The 16,341-nt window shown below is 57.7% G+C and carries 16 protein-coding genes; 12 read left to right on the top strand and 4 right to left on the bottom strand.

Annotated features, from left to right (window positions below; translation table 11 throughout):
• Positions 1-12: 12 nt before the first annotated feature.
• Positions 13-1,203, bottom strand: a complete 1,191-nt coding sequence (gene malE, locus HMPREF3142_RS14735; RefSeq protein WP_008807313.1) for a maltose/maltodextrin ABC transporter substrate-binding protein MalE — start codon at positions 1,201-1,203, stop codon at positions 13-15.
• A 370-nt stretch (positions 1,204-1,573) separates the two neighbouring features.
• Between malE and malK the strand changes: the two genes are divergently transcribed.
• From malK to ubiA, 5 genes are all read left to right on the top strand, one after another.
• A complete protein-coding gene (gene malK / locus HMPREF3142_RS14730) occupies positions 1,574-2,683 on the top strand; it encodes a maltose/maltodextrin ABC transporter ATP-binding protein MalK (RefSeq protein WP_008807312.1) in 1,110 nt (369 codons plus the stop codon).
• A gap of 85 nt (positions 2,684-2,768) precedes the next feature.
• A complete protein-coding gene (locus HMPREF3142_RS14725) occupies positions 2,769-4,058 on the top strand; it encodes a maltoporin (protein WP_008807311.1) in 1,290 nt (429 codons plus the stop codon).
• Between the two features lie 114 nt (positions 4,059-4,172).
• The gene (malM, locus tag HMPREF3142_RS14720) at positions 4,173-5,102 is read left to right on the top strand and encodes a maltose operon protein MalM (RefSeq protein WP_008807310.1); all 930 of its coding nucleotides are present in this window, start codon (positions 4,173-4,175) and stop codon (positions 5,100-5,102) included.
• Between the two features lie 187 nt (positions 5,103-5,289).
• Positions 5,290-5,787 carry a chorismate lyase gene (ubiC, locus tag HMPREF3142_RS14715; RefSeq protein ID WP_008807309.1) on the top strand — a complete coding sequence of 166 codons (498 nt, stop codon included), beginning with the start codon at positions 5,290-5,292 and terminating at the stop codon, positions 5,785-5,787.
• 12 nt (positions 5,788-5,799) lie between these two features.
• Positions 5,800-6,666 carry a 4-hydroxybenzoate octaprenyltransferase gene (ubiA, locus tag HMPREF3142_RS14710; protein WP_008807308.1) on the top strand — a complete coding sequence of 289 codons (867 nt, stop codon included), beginning with the start codon at positions 5,800-5,802 and terminating at the stop codon, positions 6,664-6,666.
• A gap of 57 nt (positions 6,667-6,723) precedes the next feature.
• Here ubiA and plsB read toward each other — a convergent pair whose 3' ends face one another.
• On the bottom strand, positions 6,724-9,147 hold the full coding sequence (gene plsB, locus HMPREF3142_RS14705; RefSeq protein ID WP_070612181.1) for a glycerol-3-phosphate 1-O-acyltransferase PlsB: 2,424 nt from the start codon (positions 9,145-9,147) through the stop codon (positions 6,724-6,726).
• Positions 9,148-9,275: 128 nt separating this feature from the next.
• On the opposite strand from plsB, the gene HMPREF3142_RS14700 reads away from it, so the two are divergent.
• The 4 genes from HMPREF3142_RS14700 (at position 9,276) to HMPREF3142_RS14685 (ending at position 12,206) form a co-directional block, all read left to right on the top strand.
• On the top strand, positions 9,276-9,644 hold the full coding sequence (locus tag HMPREF3142_RS14700; RefSeq protein WP_008807306.1) for a diacylglycerol kinase: 369 nt from the start codon (positions 9,276-9,278) through the stop codon (positions 9,642-9,644).
• A gap of 122 nt (positions 9,645-9,766) precedes the next feature.
• Complete coding sequence (gene lexA, locus HMPREF3142_RS14695) at positions 9,767-10,375, top strand: transcriptional repressor LexA (protein ID WP_004206291.1); 609 nt, start codon at positions 9,767-9,769, stop codon at positions 10,373-10,375.
• A gap of 69 nt (positions 10,376-10,444) precedes the next feature.
• The gene (gene dinF, locus HMPREF3142_RS14690; protein WP_070612180.1) at positions 10,445-11,761 is read left to right on the top strand and encodes an MATE family efflux transporter DinF; all 1,317 of its coding nucleotides are present in this window, start codon (positions 10,445-10,447) and stop codon (positions 11,759-11,761) included.
• A gap of 235 nt (positions 11,762-11,996) precedes the next feature.
• Positions 11,997-12,206, top strand: a complete 210-nt coding sequence (locus HMPREF3142_RS14685; RefSeq protein WP_004206293.1) for a CsbD family protein — start codon at positions 11,997-11,999, stop codon at positions 12,204-12,206.
• Between the two features lie 95 nt (positions 12,207-12,301).
• Here HMPREF3142_RS14685 and zur read toward each other — a convergent pair whose 3' ends face one another.
• Positions 12,302-12,817 (bottom strand): zinc uptake transcriptional repressor Zur, encoded by a 516-nt coding sequence (gene zur, locus HMPREF3142_RS14680; RefSeq protein WP_012543190.1) that lies wholly within the window; start codon positions 12,815-12,817, stop codon positions 12,302-12,304.
• A 249-nt stretch (positions 12,818-13,066) separates the two neighbouring features.
• Here zur and HMPREF3142_RS14675 point away from each other — a divergent pair, with 249 nt between their 5' ends.
• The 3 genes from HMPREF3142_RS14675 to pspG all read left to right on the top strand — a co-directional run bounded on the left by HMPREF3142_RS14675 (position 13,067) and on the right by pspG (position 15,036).
• Positions 13,067-13,555, top strand: a complete 489-nt coding sequence (locus HMPREF3142_RS14675) for a cupin domain-containing protein (protein WP_002884935.1) — start codon at positions 13,067-13,069, stop codon at positions 13,553-13,555.
• A 100-nt stretch (positions 13,556-13,655) separates the two neighbouring features.
• Positions 13,656-14,654 (top strand): tRNA dihydrouridine(20/20a) synthase DusA, encoded by a 999-nt coding sequence (gene dusA, locus HMPREF3142_RS14670; RefSeq protein ID WP_077270043.1) that lies wholly within the window; start codon positions 13,656-13,658, stop codon positions 14,652-14,654.
• A 139-nt stretch (positions 14,655-14,793) separates the two neighbouring features.
• Complete coding sequence (gene pspG / locus HMPREF3142_RS14665) at positions 14,794-15,036, top strand: envelope stress response protein PspG (RefSeq protein ID WP_012543188.1); 243 nt, start codon at positions 14,794-14,796, stop codon at positions 15,034-15,036.
• Positions 15,037-15,217: 181 nt separating this feature from the next.
• On the opposite strand, the gene HMPREF3142_RS14660 is transcribed toward pspG, so the two are convergent.
• Positions 15,218-16,201, bottom strand: a complete 984-nt coding sequence (locus HMPREF3142_RS14660; protein ID WP_008807300.1) for a quinone oxidoreductase — start codon at positions 16,199-16,201, stop codon at positions 15,218-15,220.
• Between the last annotated feature and the right edge of the window lie 140 nt (positions 16,202-16,341).

Genomic DNA, 16,341 nt, shown 5'->3' with positions numbered 1-16,341 from the left:
CCCGCCGTTTTCTTACTTGGTGATACGGCTCTGTGCATCCTTCAGTGCAGCATCGACCGTCTGGCGACCGCTGGCGGCGTTGATTACCGCGGTACGAACGGCATACCAGAAGGCAGACATCTGCGGGATGTTAGGCATGATTTCGCCATTCTGGGCGTTCGCCATGGTGGCGGCGATGCGCGGATCTTTTTCCAGTTTCTCCTGGAAGGATTTCAGCGCGACAGCACCCAGCGGTTTGTCATTGTTAACCGCTTCCAGACCCTGATCGGTCATCAGGTAGTTTTCGAGGAACTCTTTCGCCAGCTCTTTGTTCGGGCTGGCGGCGTTGATACCGGCGCTCAGCACGCCAACGAACGGTTTCGATGGTTTGCCTTTAAAGGTCGGCAGCAGGGCGACGCCGTAATTAACCTTGCTCTTATCAATGTTAGACCACGCCCACGGACCGTTGATGGTCATGGCGGTTTCGCCTTTGTTGAAGGCGGCTTCCGCGATGGAGTAATCCGTGTCGGCATTCATGTGCTTGTTCTTGATCAGGTCAACCAGGAAGGTGAGACCCGCTTTCGCGCCTGCGCTGTCTACGCCGACGTTTTTCACGTCATATTTGCCGTTTTCAAACTTGAAGGCGTACCCGCCGTCGGCAGCGATCAGCGGCCAGGTGAAGTACGGTTCTTGCAGGTTGAACATCAGCGCGCTCTTACCTTTCGCTTTCAGCGCTTTATCCAGCGCCGGGATCTCTTCCCAGGTTTTCGGCGGGTTCGGCACCAGGTCCTTGTTATAAATCAGGGACAGGGCTTCAACCGCCACCGGATAGGCGATCAGTTTGCCGTTAAAGCGCACGGCATCCCAGGTGAAGGGATAGAGTTTGTCCTGGAACGCTTTGTCCGGGGTGATTTCAGCCAGCAGGCCGGACTGTGCGTAGCCGCCGAAACGGTCATGCGCCCAGAAGATGATGTCCGGGCCGTCGCCGGTCGCCGCAACCTGCGGGAACTTCTCTTCCAGCTTGTCCGGATGCTCTACGGAAACTTTAATGCCGGTGTCTTTTTCAAACTTTTTACCCACTTCAGCGAGGCCGTTATAGCCTTTGTCGCCGTTAATCCAGATAACCAGCTTACCTTCTTCAATTTTTGCGAGGGCAGAGGCGGAAAACATCATCGTGGTCAGTGCTGACAGCGCGAGGATGCGAGCGCCAGTTTTGATTTTCATATACCCGTCCTATTTGGTGATGTACTCGTGGATACACTTCGGTGGCTTAACGATGATGAGTTTCCTTTTTTAACAACCCCTTTCCATCCTCCCCAGGTCTACGCCCCACCCGCTGGTTGTGTGATCTCCATTGCAAAAACGGCCGTATTGCGTCCTGGAGCACAGAAAAAAGTGCCCAATTTTGTCGTCCCCATCACGAAATCACGCTGCGTCCGCCATCCCCCGCGGCGAGAGGCAATCTCTCATCCTCCCATCTCCTCCCCCATAAAAAAGCCGGGGGGTGGAGGATTTGCCAGCCTAAGGAATGCCGCATAGTCGACCCATCTTGAATGTGTCTTTAAGTGACAGGTTGTAACGAAGGGAGAAGGGCATGGCGAGCGTACAGCTGCGAAATGTAACGAAAGCCTGGGGCGACGTGGTGGTATCTAAAGATATCAATCTCGAGATCCAGGATGGGGAGTTCGTCGTGTTTGTTGGACCGTCGGGCTGCGGCAAATCCACCCTGCTGCGTATGATTGCCGGACTGGAAACCGTCACCAGTGGCGATCTGTTTATTGGCGATACCCGGATGAACGACGTGCCGCCAGCCGAACGTGGCATCGGCATGGTATTCCAGTCATATGCGCTTTATCCCCATCTTTCCGTTGCCGAAAATATGTCTTTCGGCCTCAAGCTGGCCGGCGCGAAAAAAGAGGTTATTAACCAGCGTGTGACTCAGGTGGCTGAGGTCTTACAGCTGGCGCATCTCCTGGAGCGTAAACCGAAAGCGCTTTCCGGTGGTCAGCGCCAGCGTGTGGCGATCGGTCGTACGCTGGTGGCAGAGCCAAGCGTCTTCCTGCTGGATGAACCGCTCTCTAACCTGGATGCCGCCCTGCGCGTCCAGATGCGTATCGAGATCTCCCGTCTGCATAAGCGACTGGCCCGCACCATGATTTATGTCACCCACGATCAGGTGGAAGCGATGACCCTCGCCGACAAGATCGTGGTTCTGGACGCCGGCCGTGTGGCGCAGGTCGGGAAACCGCTGGAGCTCTATCACTATCCGGCTGACCGCTTCGTTGCTGGCTTTATCGGTTCGCCGAAGATGAACTTCCTGCCGGTCAAAGTCACGGCGACGGCTATCGATCAGGTGCAGGTAGAACTGCCGAACCGTCAGCAAGTCTGGCTGCCGGTGGACAGCGCCAACGTTCAGGTGGGCGCCAACATGTCCTTAGGTATCCGCCCGGAGCATTTACTGCCCAGCGATATCGCCGATGTGACCCTCGAAGGCGAGGTTCAGGTCGTCGAACAGCTCGGTCATGAAACGCAAATTCATATCCAGATCCCCGCCATCCGTCAGAACCTGGTTTACCGCCAGAACGACGTGGTGTTGGTAGAAGAGGGAGCCACATTCGCCATCGGTTTGCCGCCAGAACGTTGCCACTTATTCCGTGAGGATGGCACCGCTTGTCGTCGGCTGCATAAAGAGCCGGGCGTGTAAGGCTTCCCATTAAAAAAAGGCGCGAACCCGGCAGGCGGTACACCGGCGAAGCGTTCAAAGAAAAGCAATGATCTCAGGAGATAGAATGATGATTACTCTGCGCAAACTTCCTCTGGCGGTCGCCGTCGCAGCAGGCGTAATGTCTGCTCAGGCGCTGGCTGTCGATTTCCATGGCTACGCGCGTTCCGGCATTGGCTGGACCGGCAGCGGCGGCGAGCAACAGTGCTTCAAAGCGACCGGTGCTCAAAGTAAATACCGTCTTGGTAACGAATGTGAAACCTATGCGGAACTGAAGCTGGGCCAGGAACTGTGGAAAGAAGGGGATAAGAGTTTTTATTTCGATACTAACGTTGCCTATTCCGTGAATCAGGAAGATGACTGGGAAAGCACCTCTCCGGCGTTCCGTGAAGCCAACATCCAGGGTAAAAACCTGATCGACTGGCTGCCGGGCTCCACGCTGTGGGCGGGTAAACGCTTCTATCAGCGTCATGACGTTCACATGATCGACTTCTACTACTGGGATATCTCCGGCCCGGGTGCAGGTCTGGAAAACGTTGACCTTGGCTTCGGTAAGCTCTCTCTGGCCGCTACCCGTAACTCAGAAAGCGGCGGTTCTTATACCTTCTCCAGCGATGACACCAAAAAATATGCAGCGAAAACGGCCAACGACGTCTTTGACATCCGTCTGGCGGGCCTGGAAACCAACCCGGGCGGCGTGCTGGAGTTAGGCGTCGATTACGGCCGTGCGAACCCGCAGGATGACTACCGCCTGGAAGACGGCGCGTCGAAAGACGGCTGGATGTGGACCGGTGAACATACTCAGTCCATCTGGGGCGGCTTCAACAAGTTTGTCGTTCAGTACGCGACCGACGCAATGACCTCCTGGAACAGCGGCCACTCTCAAGGGACCAGCATCGATAACAACGGCAGCATGATCCGCGTTCTGGATCACGGTGCGATGGACTTCAACGATGACTGGGGCCTGATGTACGTGGCGATGTACCAGGACGTGGACCTGGACAGCAAAAACGGTTCGACCTGGTACACCGTGGGTGTCCGTCCGATGTACAAATGGACGCCGATCATGAGCACCCAGCTGGAAATCGGTTACGACAACGTGAAATCCCAGCGTACCAGCGAAAACAACAACCAGTACAAAATTACTCTGGCTCAACAGTGGCAGGCAGGCAACAGCGTCTGGTCTCGTCCGGCTATCCGTATTTTCGCAACCTACGCGAAGTGGGATGAAAACTGGGGTTACAGCAACGCCTCCGGTCTGCAGACCAAAGACAGCAGCGGAAGCGGCATGTACACCTCCAGCCGCGGTGACGACAGCGAAGTTACCTTCGGTGCCCAGATGGAAGTGTGGTGGTAATACCGTCCGCAGGACGGGTGTAACCTGGGAGGGGCGTCAGCCCCTCCTGACTATTCAGGGTTAGCGCGCTATTGCCTGGCTACCGCTAAACCGATGCTATCCAAGGTGAGAAGAATGAAAATGAAGAAAACTCTCGTCGCTCTGTGTTTATCCGCAGGGATGTTGGCATGCGTGCCGGGGATGAGCCTTGCCGATGTTAACTTTGTACCGCAGAACACCAGCGCCGCGCCGTCTATTCCAGCCAGCGCGCTGCAGCAGCTGATCTGGACGCCTGCCGATCAATCAAAGACGCAGAGCGTTGATTTAACCACCGGCGGTCAACGCCTGGATGTCCCGGGGATCGTCGGACCGGTCGCCGCCTGGAGCGTACCGGCCAATATCGGTGAGCTGACCCTGACGCTCGACAGCGAACTGAACAAACATAAGCAGATTTTTGCGCCGAACGTGCTGATTCTGGATCAGAACATGACGCCAGCGGCGTTCTTCCCCAGCAACTACTTTACCTATCAGCAGCCGGGCGTCATGACCGCTGACCGCCTGGGCGGCGTGATGCGCCTGACCCCGGCGCTGGGCCAGCAAAAACTCTATGTGCTGGTGTTTACCACTGAAAAAGATCTCCAGCAGACCACGACCCTGCTGGATCCGGCGAAAGCCTATGCCAAAGGCGCCGGCAATGCGGCCCCGGATATCCCGGATCCGATCGCTAAACATACCACCGATGGCGTGCTGAAGCTGAAAGTGAAAACCAATAGCACCTCCAGCGTGCTGGTGGGCCCGCTGTTCGGCTCCTCCGGCCCGGGTCCGGTCACCGTCGGCAATACCGCCGCGCCGGTGGCCGCGCCAGCCGCCGCTGCTGCTGCTGCGCCGGCAGCCAAAAGCGAACCGATGCTCAGCGATACCGAAACCTACTTCAACAACGGTATTAAGCAGGCGGTGAAACAAGGTGACATCGACAAAGCCCTGAAATTGATGAACGAAGCTGAGCGCCTCGGCTCGAAATCCGCTCGTTCCACCTTTATCAGCAGTGTAAAAGGCAAGGGGTAATCGTCTCCCCACAATGCTGATGTTTAGGCACAGCCTTTAGGTGCATCCTTCGGGATGCACCTTTTTTTGCACGCGCGGCAGCCTGTTGCATGGCTGTTGCGTGAATGATCGTATATTGACGTTTGCCCGCCACCAACCGCCTATTCTGCGATACAATGCTTTCACGTTATGTACCGGAGAATCAGGCATGTCCCATCCTGCGCTTACGCGACTGCGTGCGCTGCGCTATTTTGCCGTTATGCCATCCCTGGCGCCGCCCCTGAGTGACTGGCTGCTGCTGGAGGACTCAATGACCCAGCGCTTTGAGCAACAAGGAAAGCAGGTCACCGTGACCCTGATTAACGAAGGGTATATTGAGCGTGAGGCGCTGACTGACGAAGCGGCGCTGCTACCTGACGAGCCGCGCTACTGGCTGCGGGAGATTATACTCAATGCCGATGGCGAACCCTGGCTGGCCGGGCGCACGGTGGTGCCGGAGTCGACACTGTGTGGTCCGGAGCTGGCGCTACAGCAGCTCGGGCAGATCCCGCTGGGCCGATACCTGTTCACGTCGTCGACATTAACCCGCGATTTTATTGAAATTGGTCGCGATGCAGCGCTGTGGGGGCGTCGTTCCCGCCTGCGGCTGAGCGGCAAACCCCTGCTGCTGACCGAGCTGTTTTTACCTGCGTCGCCGTTGTACTAAGAGGAAGAAAAAATGGAGTGGAGTCTGTCGCAGAATAAGCTGTTGGCGTTTCATCGCCTGATGCGCACTGACAAACCGATCGGCGCTTTGCTGCTGCTGTGGCCGACGCTGTGGGCGCTGTGGGTGGCCTCGCCGGGCGTCCCGCCGCTGTGGATCCTGGCGGTATTCGTCGCCGGCGTCTGGCTGATGCGCGCCGCCGGCTGCGTGGTGAATGACTATGCCGATCGAAAATTTGATGGTCACGTAAAGCGTACCGCCCGTCGTCCGCTACCGAGCGGCGACGTTACCGAGAAAGAGGCGCGAACGCTGTTTATCGTTCTGGTGTTGCTCTCCTTCCTGCTGGTGCTCACCCTCAACACCATGACCATTCTGCTGTCGGTCGCGGCGCTGGCCCTGGCATGGGTCTACCCGTTTATGAAGCGCTACACTCATCTGCCGCAGGTGGTGCTGGGGGCCGCCTTTGGCTGGTCGATCCCGATGGCCTTCTCGGCCGTTAGCGAATCGCTGCCGCTGAGCTGCTGGCTGATGTTCCTCGCCAACATTCTGTGGGCGGTGGCCTACGATACCCAGTATGCGATGGTGGATCGCGATGACGACGTGAAGATCGGCATCAAGTCCACGGCGATCCTGTTCGGCGAAAACGATCGTCTGATTATCGGTATCCTGCAGGTGGCCGTGCTGGCGCTGATGGGCGCGGTGGGCTGGCTGAATGGGCTGGGCTGGGAATACTACTGGTCGTTGTTTGTCGCGGCAGGTCTGTTTGGCTGGCAGCAGAAGCTTATCTTCAATCGCGAGCGCGATAACTGCTTCAAAGCGTTTATGAACAATAACTACGTCGGGCTGGTGCTATTCCTGGGTCTGGCGATGAGCTACCTGTAATCCCCTGTCAGCTTCCCCCCGGTGTATCGGGGGGAAGCGAGGGCAGAAAACACCGCGTTACGCGTCATCCTGCGTGACGCTTTCAATCGTCAGCCGCACATCCGACGTAATCAAGTCCGCCAGCATCCGATAAACCTTCAGGGTCTCTTCCGGCTCGGCATCGCCGGTGTCGCTAATGTAGCCTTCATCGCGCAGGGTCAGCACCAGGGTGCTGAACACCGCTTTGTCGAAGAACTCCGGCGCGTTAATGCCATGCAGCACCGACAGGCGCTGGGCCACGGTACGACTCTCTTTTTCCAGCGAACTGCGGTTGATTGACGGGTTGGCGCTCAGCAGCCAGAAGGTGATGGCATAGCGCTGCAGCGTCTCGCGCGCGCCCGCGGCCAGCAGTTGCAGGGAGCGAGAGTGCGACGGATTGAGGCTCATCACCTCGCCATCGACGACGATCAGCTCCTGACGCAGCATCTCGGCAATCAATGCATCCACCACCCCGGCCAGCTCTGCTTTCTCCCAGCGCAGGAACAGCTCGGCCTTGAGGAACGGATACAGCGTTTCGACATGGCGCAGCACTTCGGTGCGGCTGAGCTGACGATGCTGAGTCACCAGGGCGGCTAACAGCGACGGTATCACCAGCATATGGGCGATGTTGTTGCGATAGTAGGTCATCAGCACCGCCTGCTCGCGCGGCAGGATGATGATATCGCCGATGGTGTCCTTCTCCACTTCGAACTTGTTCATTTGCAGCGCGTGGTCGATAAGCTCGCTGGCCGAAGCGGAAGGTGTCGTCGCATCTGGCGAATAGGGCACATTGCGCAGCAGCGCGAGGTAGCACTCCAGCTGTTGGGTGAGCTGCTCCCGGGTCAGTGAACGCTGACGCGAGGCCAGCAGCGCCGTGCAGCACAGGTTCATGGCGTTGGCCGCGCCGGCGTTGTTGATGCGCACCATCAGGTCAACGGCGATGTTGTTCACCGTTGGCGTCAGCCAGGAAGGGCGGATGGCTTCGATCGGGTCGATGGCTTCCCGCCACTCCGGCACATGGTGGTTAAGGTAGGTCATCAGCGGCAGTGGTTCGCCGAAGTTGACATAGCCCTGGCCAAGGTTGCGCAGCTTGCTCAAGCCACGCACCATCTGCGGCAGGCTCTCTTTCTCTTTGGTGGCGCCGCGCAGCTCTTTAGCGTAGGTGCCTACTTCCATCACGTGTTCATAGCCGATGTAGATAGGCACCAGAGTGATCGGCCGGGTGCCGCCGCGCAGCATCGCCTGGATGGTCATCGACAGCGTACCGGTCTTCGGATCGAGCAGACGGCCGGTACGGGAGCGGCCGCCTTCGACGAAATACTCGACGGAATAGCCGCGGCTGAACAGCTCGCCAAGATATTCACGGAACACCGTGGAGTAGAGCTTGTTGCCCTTAAAGGTGCGACGGATGAAGAACGCGCCCAGGCGGCGGAAGATCGGCCCGGCAGGCCAGAAGTTGAGGTTGATGCCCGCCGCGATATGCGGTGGCACCAGGCCCTGATGATACAGGACGTAGGAGAGCAGCAGATAGTCCATGTGGCTGCGGTGGCAGGGGACATAGACAATCTCATGGCCGTCGTGAGCCAACTGGCGCACGCGCTCGGCGTTATGCACGTTGATCCCCTGGTACAGGCGGTTCCAGGTGAAGCCGAGAATGCGGTCGGTCAGGCGGATCATCTCATACGAGAAGTTCGCGGCAATCTCTTCCATCAGCGCGATAGCGTTCTGCTGAGCCTTCTCATGCGAAATTTTCTTGCTGCGCGCTTCGTCTTCCACCGCGCGGGCAATCGCTTTCGAGGCCAGCAGTTTATTAAACAGATCCTGGCGAGCCGGCAGACGCGGGCCGACGGCGGCCAGGCGCTGGCGGGCAAAGTGCATCCGGGCGACGCGAGCCAGCTTCTGGGCGATGATCTTATCGGTACCGTGCTCATCCGCCATGCGGCGCAGCGACACGGAAGGCGAGAAACGCACGAAACTGTCGCGGCCGAGCCAGGAGACGGCGAAAAATTTCTGGATACCGTTCAGCATCCGCAGCGGCGGATTGACTTCTCCTTTCTCACGACCCGGCGAGCGGCCGAACATGACCGAAACCGGCACCATTTGCACATCGAGGTCCGGATGGTTGCGGTGCAGATCGAGGTAGTCGTGGAACAGCTTGATGGACTCTTCTTTTGGCGTGTAATAGGTAAACACGCGCGGCCCACCGTGGATGAATACGTAACGCGGCAGCAGCGCGCCGTCGATCTCCAGCGGTTCAAGCGGGTCGGGTAAATCATGCGCCAGGCATTGGGCGCGCAGCGTCAGCAGGTCCGCCTTGGAATTATAGGGCAGGACGTACATGACCGGACGCGAGGTATCGAGTCCTAATTCCTGGGCAGGCTCTGCCGGAATAGACTTGCTTTTTACCAGCACCCGTAATGGTAAATTCAGTAATTTATAGTAAATTCGTTGCCAGCCGGACATAAACGATGTGAAGCCTCTGGTTAATCATGCAAATGCGCGGCAAGAATAACAGAAAGTGGGCAAAATTTCCGTTACCACGCGGCAAACGCGTACACTCATCGACGTCATTTACGTAAAAAGGTTTTGTGATGGCCAATAATACCACCGGGTTAACCCGAATCATTAAGGCGGCAGGTTACTCCTGGAAAGGATTTCGCGCAGCGTGGATCAACGAGGCCGCGTTTCGTCAGGAAGGTATCGCCGCCATCGTGGCCGTCGCGATAGCCTGCTGGCTGGACGTCGACGCCATTACCCGCGTATTGCTGATTGGGTCGGTCCTGCTAGTGATGATAGTCGAAATTCTCAACAGCGCGATTGAGGCGGTCGTGGACCGTATAGGCTCGGAATATCATGAGCTTTCAGGGCGCGCCAAAGACATGGGATCGGCGGCGGTCCTGCTGGCGATTATCATCGCACTGATCACCTGGGGAACGCTGCTGTGGAGCCATTATCATTAACGTTCTTCGCTAAGCCTCGCAAAATATAAACAATCTGCCGATTTTTGTGTGCCATGTGGTTCCAAAATCACCGGTAGCTGTATATACTCACAGCATAACTGTATATACACCCAGGGGGCGGAATGAAAGCGTTAACGACCAGGCAGCAAGAGGTGTTTGATCTCATTCGGGATCATATCAGCCAGACGGGCATGCCGCCGACGCGTGCGGAAATTGCTCAGCGCTTGGGGTTCCGTTCCCCAAACGCGGCGGAAGAACACCTGAAAGCGCTGGCGCGTAAAGGCGCGATCGAGATCGTCTCCGGTGCTTCTCGCGGTATCCGCCTGCTGACGGAAGAAGAACATGGCCTGCCGCTGATCGGCCGCGTCGCCGCCGGCGAGCCGCTGCTGGCGCAGCAGCACATTGAGGGGCACTATCAGGTCGACCCGTCGATGTTTAAACCCAACGCGGATTTCCTGCTGCGCGTCAGCGGCATGTCGATGAAAGACATCGGTATCCTTGATGGCGATCTGCTGGCGGTCCACAAAACCCAGGACGTGCGTAACGGCCAGGTAGTGGTAGCGCGCATTGACGACGAAGTGACGGTGAAGCGCCTGAAAAAGCAGGGTAACGTCGTCGAACTGTTGCCGGAAAACAGCGAATTTACCCCTATCGTTGTCGATCTGCGTCAGCAGAGTTTTACCATTGAGGGTCTGGCCGTTGGCGTGATCCGTAATGGAGAATGGCTGTAACGCCTGCCCCTGCGCAGCGTCATCTGATGCATGACGCTGCGACGTTTGTCCTCAATCAGGTCTCCGAACATGCTGCTCAACGCTGCCGATAAAGCGCTGTGGCGCCTTGCGATCCCGATGATTTTCTCCAATATCACCGTCCCGCTGCTGGGGCTGGTGGATACCGCGGTGATCGGCCATCTTGACAGCCCGGTATACCTCGGCGGCGTCGCGGTTGGGGCGACGGCTACCAGTTTCCTCTTCATGCTGCTGCTGTTTTTGCGCATGAGCACCACCGGGCTCACCGCTCAGGCCTGGGGTGCCAAAGATCCGCTGCGACTGGCGCGGGCGCTGGTGCAGCCGCTGGCTCTGGCGCTGGGCGCCGGGGTTCTCATCATCCTGTTTCGCCTGCCGCTGATTAACTTCGCTCTGCATATTGTCGGCGGCAGTGAGGCGGTGCTTGAGCAGGCACGGCGGTTCCTTGAAATTCGCTGGCTCAGCGCCCCCGCCTCGCTGGCCAATCTGGTGCTGCTCGGCTGGCTGCTGGGAGTCCAGTACGCCCGGGCGCCGGTGATTCTGCTGGTGGTCGGTAATCTGTTGAATATTGTGCTCGACCTGTGGCTGGTGATGGGCCTGCGGATGAACGTCCAGGGGGCGGCGCTGGCCACGGTCACCGCGGAGTACGCCACTCTCATTATTGGCCTGATGATGGCGAAGCGGGTGCTGACGCTGCGCGGCGTGTCGCTGGCAATGCTGAAAAACGCCTGGCGCGGGGATCTGCGCCGTCTGCTGGCGTTGAATCGGGACATCATGCTGCGTTCCCTGCTGCTACAGCTGTGCTTTGGCGCGCTGACCGTGTACGGCGCGCGTCTGGGCAGCGACATTGTGGCGGTCAATGCGGTACTGATGACCATGCTGACCTTTACCGCCTATGCGCTGGATGGCTTTGCCTATGCCGTGGAGGCCCACTCCGGCCAGGCCTACGGCGCGCGCGACGGCAGCCAGCTGCTGGAAGTCTGGCGGGCGGCCTGCCGGCAGTCTGGCATGGTGGCGCTGGCGTTTGCCCTGATTTATAGCCTGGCGGGGGAGTACATCATCGCGTTGTTAACCTCGCTGCCTTCTCTGCAGCAGCTGGCCGATCGCTATCTGATCTGGCAGGCCATCCTGCCGGTGGTGGGCGTCTGGTGCTATCTGCTGGACGGCATGTTTATCGGCGCCACACGCGGCGCGGAGATGCGGAACAGCATGGCGGTCGCCGCGGCGGGGTTTGCTGTAACGCTGCTTTCGGTCCCGCTGCTCGGTAACCACGGTCTGTGGCTGGCGCTGGCGGTGTTCCTCGCCCTGCGCGGCCTGTCTCTGGCGCTGATCTGGCGTCGCCACTGGCGACACGGCACCTGGTTTAGCTAGTCATTGCCGTTCATCACGGCCATCTATGAATTCCCGCGGTTGCGCGCCGCTTACCGGGGCAACTCAGTAGCCCGGCTCAGCGTAGCGCAAGCCGGGAAAATCGCCTCAGCCTTACCCATCGGTATGATGGTTAAAAATTCCGAATAACGAATCGGTACCAGCATTCTCATCTATAGTTAATACCATGTCCGGTACAAAACGGGCTGTAAACCCACCGAATGATGAGGACGTTATCATGAATAAAGACGAAATCGGCGGTAACTGGAAACAGTTGAAAGGTAAAGCCAAGGAACAGTGGGGCAAACTTACCGATGATGATATGACCGTGATCGAAGGTAAGCGCGATCAGCTGGTCGGTAAAATTCAGGAACGGTACGGCTATGCGAAGGATCAGGCTGAGAAAGAAGTCTCAGACTGGGAGCATAAAAACGACTACCGCTGGTAGCGTTCCGTGGCTCAAAGAATAAAGCATTTGTGTTAGTGCCTGTCTGAATGGCGTAAGGATGCGCCGTTAACCCTGTTTCCCGCTGCGGCTGACGCTCAGCGGGCTTTCTTTTTCAGCTGAATGGAATGGTCGTGCTGGCAGTGTCCCGGCGTGCTGCAGGCTTCGACTTCCACGCAGTCTGCACAAAGGCCGTGAGCTTCAATCACGTTGTGGCGCAGGGCAAAGCCCATTCTGGCCGCTAACGTATGCATGATATCTTCCACCCCTTCCGCCGCCTCTTCCTTCACCACGCCACAGCGGTCACAGATAAACATGGCTGAGCTATGGGTCGGCTGGTCAAAGAGATGGCACAGCACATAGCTGTTGGTCGATTCAACCTTATGAACAAAACCCTGCTCGAGTAAAAACTCCAGCGCGCGGTAAACCGTCGGCGGTTTAGCCTGCGGCTCTTTGTCACGCAGGAGATCCAGCAGATCGTAGGCGCTGATCGCCCCTTGTTGCAGGCTCATCAGGCGCAACACCTCCAGACGCTGTGGGGTCAGGCGTACGCCGCGCTGCGCGCATAGCTTTTCAGCATGCGCTAACATCTCTTGCGAAGGGGTCTTATCCATGAGCATCCTCGGGTTGTGTGAATTTGAATCTGTTACTTTATCACGTTCCTCAGAAAACACCGAGAGCCGGCAGGTGATACGGGTCATACTTCAGATTGTCGGTACCTGCGCCAGTTCCGGGTGCTGGCCGCTGACTTTCGTGCAGACTACGCCTTAGTCGATCGCTAAAACCGTCCTGCCCGATTTAATCGCAACACGCATGACCCTGGGTATGCTATATCTGAAGTGTCTCATTTTCGGGAGAAAACGATGAAACGACCTGATTGCATTCGCCACTGGCGCGAACTGGAAGGGCCCGACGATGCCACTTATCCCGACAGCCCGGAGCGTTTTTCGATTGGCGCGCCGCTGGGGCGCGGTTTACGTCTCAACCGGCTGGGGATCCACCACGAGCGACTGCCGCCCGGGCGGCGCACCTCGTACCCGCACGCGGAGAGCGATGAGGAAGAGTTCATCTACGTGCTGGAGGGCTATCCGGAAGTGTGGATAAACGGCTATCTCTGGAAGCTGGAGCCAGGGGACAGCGTGGGTTTTCCCGCGGGTACCGGTATCTGCCACACTTTTCTCAATAACACCGAGCAGGAGGTTCGTCTGCTGGTGGTGGGCGAGGCCAACAAGAAATACAACCGCATCTATTATCCGCTCAATCCAGGCTATGCCGCGACGCGCCAGGATCGCTGGGTTGACCATCCGCCGCAATTCTTCGGTCCACACGACGGCAAGCCGCGGAAAAAGTAATCGACCCGGGGAAGGGGCGAAGCGCGGCGCACTATGCGCCTGTGGTTTATCTTTGTGCTATAGTAGCGCCCCTTTTTACCCGGATGCTTATTTATTCGCCATGATGCCTGAATCAACGTCACCTGTTTTCCCTGCTCACCGCTTCTCCATCGCGCCGATGCTCGACTGGACTGACCGACACTGCCGCTACTTCCTGCGGCTGCTGTCGCGGCATACGCTGCTGTATACCGAAATGGTGACCACGGGGGCGATTATTCACGGCAAAGGTGACTATCTGGCCTATAGCGAAGAAGAGCACCCGGTTGCTCTGCAGCTCGGCGGCAGCGATCCGCAGGCCCTGGCGCAGTGCGCGAAGCTGGCTGAAGCGCGTGGCTACGATGAGATCAATCTCAACGTCGGCTGCCCCTCCGACCGCGTGCAGAACGGGATGTTTGGCGCCTGTCTGATGGGCAATGCGCCACTGGTGGCCGACTGCATCAAGGCGATGCGCGATGTGGTGTCGATTCCGGTCACGGTGAAAACCCGTATCGGGATTGACGATCAGGATAGCTATGAGTTTCTATGCGAATTCATTGAGACGGTCTCCGGCAAGGGCGAGTGTGAGATGTTTATTATTCACGCCCGCAAAGCCTGGCTCTCCGGCCTGAGCCCAAAAGAGAACCGCGAGATCCCGCCGCTGGATTACCCCCGCGTCTGGCAGCTGAAGCGCGACTTTCCCCACCTGACGATGGCGATTAACGGCGGGATCAAATCGCTGGACGAAGCCAGACTGCAGCTTGAGCATATGGATGGGGTGATGGTCGGGCGTGAGGCCTATCAGAACCCGGGTATTCTGGCCTCGGTCGACCGCGAAATTTTCGGCATCGCCGGCGCGGATGCCGATCCGGTGGCGGTGGTGCGAGCCATGTACCCGTATATTGAGCGCGAGCTCAGCAATGGCACCTATCTGGGCCATATTCCCCGCCATATGCTGGGGCTGTTTCAGGGCATCCCCGGCGCTCGCCAGTGGCGTCGCTACCTGAGCGAGAACGCGCATAAAGCCGGCGCCGATATTGCGGTGCTGGAGCATGCTCTGAAGCTGGTGGCCGATAAACGTTAATTTCTGACGAAAACCTGGTGAAATTGACCACGCCTCGCGCACTGACGCGGGGCGTTTTCTTTTAAAGTCAAATGTTTATGTTTGGCATGCTTTTTGTAATACCTGCAGAGTGAAGTATTCATTCGTTGGGGAGAGAACCATGCTGGAACTGCTATTTGTCATTGGATTTTTTGTCATGCTGTTGGTGACCGGCGTATCGCTGCTGGGGATTATCGCGGCTATCGTGGTCGCTACCGCGCTGATGTTCGTCGGCGGGTTGTTTGCCTTGATGATCAAATTACTGCCGTGGCTGCTGCTGGCCGTGGTGGTGGTGTGGATTATTCGGGCGCTGAAATCCCCGAACGGAAACGCTTTTCGCGACAATAACCGTTGGCGTTACTAAGGTATTGAGGGGTCTGTCACAACCTGAACAATTTTGCAGACAACCGCGTAGGCATTACTGAGCAAATCTGTCACTATTAGCGCGTTAACGAATTCATCGCGCTGTACCCTACATACAGCCGAACTAAAAAAAAGTAAGGGCTTCCCAGGTGGAAGCCCTAAACTTTTGTCCCTTTGTCCGCTTACGGCAGCAGCAGACTAGACCCCTGAGTTACCCGGCTTTCCAGAACTTCATGCGCCCGACGGGCCTCGGTCAGCGGATAGGTCTGACTCTCGGGCACGTCCACTTTGATTACCCCACTGGCGATCAGTGAAAACAGTTCACTGCAGGCTTCCGCCAGCTCTTCCCGGTTGGTGATATAGCCCTGCAGCGATGGGCGGGTGACGTACAGAGAACCTTTCTGATTCAGGATCCCCAGATTGACGCCGGTCACCGGGCCGGAGGAGTTGCCAAAGCTGACCATCAGGCCGCGTCGCTGCAGGCAGTCCAGAGAGGCTTCCCAGGTATCTTTCCCCACCGAGTCGTAGACCACGGCCACTTTCTTACCGTCGGTAAGCGCCTTGAGTCGCTCCACGATTTGCTCTTCGCGATAGTTAATTACCTGCCAGGCGCCAGCCTCTTTGGCACGCTGCGCTTTCTGCGCGCTGCCGACGGTGCCGATAAGTTTCGCGCCCAGCGCTTTCGCCCACTGACAGGCAATCAGCCCCACGCCGCCGGCGGCCGCGTGAAACAGGAATACTTCATTAGGCTTAATTTCATAGGTTTTGCGCAGCAGATACCACACCGTCAATCCTTTCAGGAACGATGCCGCGGCCTGTTCGAAAGAGATGGCGTCCGGCAGGACCGCGGCTTTGTCGGCCAGCACATTGTGTACCGTGCTGTAGGCGCCGAGCGCCGACTGCGCGTACACCACCCGATCGCCTACCTTAATGTGCGTTACCCCATGGCCAACTTTACTGACGACGCCGGCTGCCTCGGTGCCCAGACCGCTCGGCAGCGATGGTGGCGGATAGAGGCCGCTACGAACATAGGTGTCGATATAGTTGATACCGATGGCTTTGTTTTCGACCTGAATTTCATGTTCCGCAGGATCGCGGGGCGTGAACTCAACCGCCTGAAGCACCTCCGGCCCGCCGTGTTTTGAAAATTCGATGCGTGTTGCCATGTTCGCTCCTGTGTTGTTCTGAGATTATCCAGTAAGCTTAACAGCCTGCGGCGGCAGCGACGGATTTTCTTATCCGCCTCAGGCCTGCCACGCTTAATGGGTTCTTTAGCGGCAATGGCTTTCTCGCTATACTGTCACGC

The sequence above is a fragment of the Klebsiella sp. HMSC16C06 genome, from assembly GCF_001808325.1.
Lineage (GTDB): Bacteria > Pseudomonadota > Gammaproteobacteria > Enterobacterales > Enterobacteriaceae > Klebsiella > Klebsiella variicola.
Note: the sequence above shows the minus strand (reverse complement) of the source record. Positions and strands in the feature narration are given on the sequence as shown.

Bases quoted from the DNA above. Each gene is read 5' to 3' on its own strand.
- malK (WP_008807312.1), top strand. From the start codon at position 1,574: ATGGCGAGCGTACAGCTGCGAAATGTAACGAAAGCCTGGGGCGACGTG.
- dusA (WP_077270043.1), top strand. From the start codon at position 13,656: ATGATGCCTGAATCAACGTCACCTGTTTTCCCTGCTCACCGCTTCTCC.
- malE (WP_008807313.1), bottom strand. From the start codon at position 1,203: ATGAAAATCAAAACTGGCGCTCGCATCCTCGCGCTGTCAGCACTGACC.
- zur (WP_012543190.1), bottom strand. From the start codon at position 12,817: ATGGATAAGACCCCTTCGCAAGAGATGTTAGCGCATGCTGAAAAGCTA.
- HMPREF3142_RS14685 (WP_004206293.1), top strand. From the start codon at position 11,997: ATGAATAAAGACGAAATCGGCGGTAACTGGAAACAGTTGAAAGGTAAA.
- HMPREF3142_RS14675 (WP_002884935.1), top strand. From the start codon at position 13,067: ATGAAACGACCTGATTGCATTCGCCACTGGCGCGAACTGGAAGGGCCC.
- HMPREF3142_RS14660 (WP_008807300.1), bottom strand. From the start codon at position 16,201: ATGGCAACACGCATCGAATTTTCAAAACACGGCGGGCCGGAGGTGCTT.
- lexA (WP_004206291.1), top strand. From the start codon at position 9,767: ATGAAAGCGTTAACGACCAGGCAGCAAGAGGTGTTTGATCTCATTCGG.
- plsB (WP_070612181.1), bottom strand. From the start codon at position 9,147: ATGTCCGGCTGGCAACGAATTTACTATAAATTACTGAATTTACCATTA.
- dinF (WP_070612180.1), top strand. From the start codon at position 10,445: ATGCTGCTCAACGCTGCCGATAAAGCGCTGTGGCGCCTTGCGATCCCG.
- HMPREF3142_RS14700 (WP_008807306.1), top strand. From the start codon at position 9,276: ATGGCCAATAATACCACCGGGTTAACCCGAATCATTAAGGCGGCAGGT.
- malM (WP_008807310.1), top strand. From the start codon at position 4,173: ATGAAAATGAAGAAAACTCTCGTCGCTCTGTGTTTATCCGCAGGGATG.
- ubiC (WP_008807309.1), top strand. From the start codon at position 5,290: ATGTCCCATCCTGCGCTTACGCGACTGCGTGCGCTGCGCTATTTTGCC.
- ubiA (WP_008807308.1), top strand. From the start codon at position 5,800: ATGGAGTGGAGTCTGTCGCAGAATAAGCTGTTGGCGTTTCATCGCCTG.
- HMPREF3142_RS14725 (WP_008807311.1), top strand. From the start codon at position 2,769: ATGATGATTACTCTGCGCAAACTTCCTCTGGCGGTCGCCGTCGCAGCA.
- pspG (WP_012543188.1), top strand. From the start codon at position 14,794: ATGCTGGAACTGCTATTTGTCATTGGATTTTTTGTCATGCTGTTGGTG.